Here is a 5061-nt window from a genome sequence, read left to right as displayed (position 1 = left end):
GACCGGACCGGTCGCGCGCGGATCGACGCCGAAGGCGGCGAAACCCTTATCAGGACAACGCGCATGAAACTCACCCGCATCTCCCTGTGGCATGTGCCGCTGACCAGCCATGAGACCTATTACATGGCCGACGGCAAGACCTGCGACACGGTCGAAACCGTGGTTCTCGCGCTCGACACCGATACCGGCCTCACTGGCTGGGGCGAGGTCTGCCCTATCCCGCATTACCTGCCCGCCTATGCGCGCGGTGTAGCCCCGGCCCTGACCGAGCTTGCCCCGGTCCTGCTTGGCGCAGACCCCATCGGGCCAGAGGCGCTGATGAGCAAAGCAAACGACTGGCTCATCGGCCACCGATACGCCAAATCCGCCCTCGATATCGCGCTGTGGGATCTGACCGGCAAGGTGGCCGGGCTGCCGCTTTACACGCTTCTGGGGGGCAGGCGCGCCAAGGACATGCCGCTCTACCACTCCATCACCTGCATCGCGCCCGAGGAGATGGCCCGCATCGCGCGTGAGGCGCAGGCCAGCGGCATCACCCAGTTTCAGGTCAAGCTCGGGGCGGATGCTGACTGGCAGGCCGATGTGGCGCGGCTCAGACTGGTGCGTGAGGCCGTGGGCGACGGCCCGCTCGTCTATGGCGACTGGAACTGCGGCGCCACCTCGCTCGACGCCACCCGCGTGGGACGCGCCGTGGCGGATCTCGATATCATGCTGGAACAGTCCTGCGCGACGCTGGAGGATTGCGCGCGCGTCAAATCCGCGACCGGCCTGCCGATGAAGCTCGATGAACTCGCGCATGACACGGAAAGCCTGCTCAAGGCCCACGCCCATGGCTGCATGGATGCGGTGGCGCTGAAGCTGTCGAAATTCGGCGGGTTGTCCGCCACCCGCGCCGCGCGCGATCTGTGCTATCATCTGGGGGCGAAGATGTGCATCGAAGATACCTGGGGCAGCGATATCACCACCGCTGCGCTGTCACATCTGGCGGTCTCCACCGATCCGCGCCGCCTGCTCAATACCTGTGACCTTTCCGGCTATGTTGCCCCGCGCCTCGCCCCCGATGCGCCGGTTCGCAAGGCTGGCCGCCTTTCGCCCCCCGATGGCCCCGGCCTCGGGATCCTGCCTGATCGTCAGGCGCTTGGACACCCCGACCTGATACTGGACTGACCTCATGAATATTCTGCACAGCCAAGCCGACTGGATCGCCCGCGCCCGCGAGGTTCTGCCCGCCGCGGGGTTCGGCAATTTCGACGCCTCCATCGTGATTGCCCGGGGGCAGGGCAGCCATGTCTGGGACGAGGATGGCAACGCGTATATCGACTACCTGATCGGGTCCGGCCCGATGCTTCTGGGCCATGGTGACCCGGAAGTGATGGAGGCGGTGCTGGAACAGTTGCCGAAGGGCATGACCTTCTTTGCCAATAACGCCAGGGGGATCGAACTTGCCGAGGCCATCGTCGAGGCCGTTCCCTGCTGCGAACAGGTGCGCTTCGTCACTTCGGGCGGCGAGGCGGATATGTACGCCATCCGTCTGGCCCGCGCCTTTACCGGCAAGCAGAAGATCCTGAAATTCGAGGGTGGCTATCACGGCATGTCGGCCGAGGCCCAGATGAGCCTTGCCCCCGCCCGCGAAGTCAATTTCCCCACGGCCGTGCCCGACAGTGCCGGCATCCCCGACAGCGTGGCCAAGGAGATGCTGATCGCGCCCTTCAACGATCTCGCGGCGGTGGCGTCGCTTCTGGATGAACATGACGACATTGCCGCCATCATCGCAGAGCCCCTGCAGCGCATCATTCCGGCACAGCCGGGCTTTCTGCAGGGTCTGCGGAATCTGTGTGACGCGCATGGGGTGCTGCTGATCTTCGACGAGATCGTCACCGGCTTCCGCCTTGCCTATGGCGGCGCGCAGGAACGCTATGGCGTGACACCGGATATCTGCACCCTGGGCAAGATCATCGGCGGGGGCTTCCCGCTGGCCGCGCTCGGGGCACGGGCCGGGATCATGGCGCATTTCGACAAGTCGGCCGTGGGGTCCGAGAAATGGCTGATGCAGTTGGGCACGCTGTCGGGCAATCCCGTTGCGGCGGCGGCGGGCCTCAAGACAATGGAGATCCTGCGCCGCCCGGGCCAGTATGACCGGCTGCGCGATCTCGGTCAGCGCTTGATGGAGATGCAGTCCGCAGCGCTGTCAGATCACGGCATCGCGCACCGCCTTTGCGGAGACGCGACCCTGTTCGACGTCTATTTCACCGACGCCGACCCGGTCGATTATCGCAGCGCAAAGCACAGGGACCCGATGCTGAATGATGTCTGGAACCGCAGCTTGCGCAGTCAGGGGATCTTCAAATCCCCCGGAAAGCTTTACCCGTCGCTGGCCCTGGGATCGGAAGATCTGGAAGTGACCCGCAGCGCCTTCCGGAACGCGGCCAAGGCTGTCGCGGATCATCTCGGGATGTGAAGAATGGTCTCTAATCCATTGAAAGGATGTGGACATGCCATCCACGAGATATCCCGTCTCAGCCTTTCGCCCCCAACAGGATAGATCGCGCGCGCTGGTCCAGTTTCGCCGAATTGATGTCGTAGCGTCCGACCTGACGCATGGCGTCGCGAAGTGAGGTGAGGTTTTCGAGATAGCGCCAGACGACGGGGGACATGAACGGGGCCCGCTGGCGGCTGGTGATGCCGAAAGTGGTGCCGCGCAGATATTGGAGCTGGCCCCGCCCGACGGGGTGCAGAACCGTCTCGACCAGCGCGTCCCGCGCGAGCACCTGGTATTCCATCACGAATATGCGGTTACCCAGGATCGCGACGCGGCCATCGTATTTGGACAGGAACAGGCTGCCATCATCGGGGTCGATGGAGCGTTCCAGGGACCGGCAGCGGACCATGCCCTCATATTCATCCAGCCGGACAATCGCGCAGATGATGGAGTTTTCCCAGCTCTGGGTCAGGAAGTAGCTGAGATAGTAGCCAAGGTAGCGGCGCAGCGGGATCGTTTGCCCGCGAAAGGCGGATTCGAACTCGGGACGCTCGGGATGCGGGTTCTGGGGGCCCGCCAGTTTCGCAGCCACGGAGGGGTGCGCTTCGAATTCATTCGCGGGCAACAGGAACTCCGCCGGCCTGACCCCGAAATGGACTGCGATCTTGCGCATATTGGCGGGCGAGGGCCGCGCGGCGCCGCTGAGGTACTTGTTGAACTGCTGCCGGTTGAGACCGATCTGACGACAGATGGCCGAGACCGACGATTCGGTGGAGCACAGAAGCCGGAGGTTGATCGCGAAATCTTCGGAGTGCATGGGGTCAGCCCTTTGTAAGGGTTTGAGAGGGGAGTTTTCAGCTTAATGACGTGATAAAAGCATAAAAAGGCATAATCAAGCGCAAGCTCGCATAATTGCGAGCCAGGGCGGTTTGACGTGATCTTCAGGGTAATAATCGCGTCCAGAAGGGCGCTTTGTCAGTCAGGGAGACATCCAATGAACAACCCCAATATTTCATGGACCAAGGTCGGTCTGCCACGCCGGGCATTCTTGCAGGGGGCAACGGCGCTTGGGGGAATGGCCGCGGAGGGCATGATGTTTCCCCGCGCGGCCCATGCCACCGAGGGCACGCTGCGCACCCGCACCTATGCCGATATCCGCTCGATGGACCCGGCCTTCAGCCAGGGCGTGGTCGACGAGGAGATCCAGGGCGCGATCTATAACAAGCTGATCCAGTATACGCCGGGCCGCGACTGGGGCTGGCAGCTGGACGCCGCCGCGATGATCGAACAGGTGGATGACACCCATATCAACTTCGCCCTGCGCGACGATATCGGCTTCACCAACGGCTTCGGTGCGATGACCGCCGAGGACGTGAAATTCTCGTTCGAGCGGATCATCGACGATGCGCTTGAATCCACCAACCGGCCCGACTGGGGCCCGCTCAGCCATGTCGAGGTGACGGGCGAACGCACCGGCACCATCGTGCTGAACAACGCCTTCCAGCCGCTCTGGTCGATCACGCTGCCCTATATCGCGGGCAATATCGTGTCGAAGAACGCCTTCGAAAGCGTCGGCGGACGGATCGAGACCGAGGTTGTGGCAAGCTCCGGCCCCTACATGCATGCGGGCTGGGAACCGGGCCAGCGCACCACGCCGCGCCGCAATCCCGACTGGCGCGGCACCCCCGCCGCCTACGAGGAAATCCAGATATTCCACATCGACGACGAGCGCTCGGCCGAGATCGCCTTCGAGGCGGGCGAGCTCGACTTCACCCGCGTCAGCCTCGACAGCGTCGGGCGGCTGCGCTCGAACCCGATCGAAGGCGCGACGCTGGAGGAATTCCCCTCGCTCTACTATGTCTGGGTCGGCATGAACCTCGACAACCCGGCGCTGCAAAGCCTCGAACTGCGCCAGGCGATCCAGTATGCGATTGACGTGCCCTCGATCATGGAAGGCGCCTATTACGGCGTGGCGCAGCCCTCGACGGGCATCATCGCGCCGGGGCTTTCGGGCCACCGCGAGGCACCGCTGACCGGCGTGTCGGCCAACATGGAACGCGCGATGGAGCTTATGGCCGCATCGGGCGAGCGCAACGTGTCGCTGACCATCGACGTGCTGAACAAGTCGACCAACGTGACCACGGCGCAGATCATCCAGGCCAACCTCGCCGCCATCGGCATTTCGCTGGACATTCGCCTGCATGAGGCCGCGGCCTTCTGGGAACTGGGCTCGGACGAAAGCATGCAGCTTGTCCTCAACCGCTTCTCGATGACCCCCGATCCCTACTATGCGACCTCGTGGTTCATCACCGAACAGGCGGGCATCTGGAACTGGGAACGCTTCCGCAGCGAGGAGTTCGACGCGCTGCACCTGGCCGCGCAATCCGAAGGCGATGCCGAGGCACGGGCCGAGATGTATCGTCGCGCGCAGGATCTCATGGAAGAAAGCGGGGCCTACAAGTTCCTGACCCACGAGGCGACACCGGTGATCTACCGCAACAGCGTGGCTCCGGCGCTGCGCCCCGACGGTCTGCCGATCTACCGCTACTTCGGAACGGCCTGATCCCGGCAAGGGAACAGGG

At 63.8% G+C, this 5061-nt stretch carries 4 protein-coding genes; 3 read left to right on the top strand and 1 reads right to left on the bottom strand.

Features of this window, described 5'->3' with window-relative positions; translation table 11 throughout:
• The first annotated feature begins 63 nt into the window (after positions 1-63).
• Together BKY26_RS08955 and BKY26_RS08950 are read left to right on the top strand one after the other, a co-directional pair.
• Positions 64-1167, top strand: coding sequence for a mandelate racemase/muconate lactonizing enzyme family protein (locus BKY26_RS08955; protein ID WP_071690058.1), 1104 nt, complete (start codon positions 64-66; stop codon positions 1165-1167).
• A 4-nt stretch (positions 1168-1171) separates the two neighbouring features.
• Positions 1172-2458, top strand: a complete 1287-nt coding sequence (locus BKY26_RS08950) for an aspartate aminotransferase family protein (protein WP_071690057.1) — start codon at positions 1172-1174, stop codon at positions 2456-2458.
• Between the two features lie 58 nt (positions 2459-2516).
• Here BKY26_RS08950 and BKY26_RS08945 read toward each other — a convergent pair whose 3' ends face one another.
• A complete protein-coding gene (locus BKY26_RS08945) occupies positions 2517-3296 on the bottom strand; it encodes a helix-turn-helix domain-containing protein (RefSeq protein WP_071690056.1) in 780 nt (259 codons plus the stop codon).
• 177 nt (positions 3297-3473) lie between these two features.
• Between BKY26_RS08945 and BKY26_RS08940 the strand changes: the two genes are divergently transcribed.
• Positions 3474-5042, top strand: coding sequence for an ABC transporter substrate-binding protein (locus BKY26_RS08940; RefSeq protein WP_071690055.1), 1569 nt, complete (start codon positions 3474-3476; stop codon positions 5040-5042).
• Positions 5043-5061 lie beyond the last annotated feature (19 nt).

Origin of the sequence: Nioella sediminis, from assembly GCF_001879695.1 — a bacterium.
In the GTDB taxonomy this organism is placed as follows: domain Bacteria; phylum Pseudomonadota; class Alphaproteobacteria; order Rhodobacterales; family Rhodobacteraceae; genus Nioella; species Nioella sediminis.
This window is presented reverse-complemented; position numbering and strand designations above follow the sequence as displayed.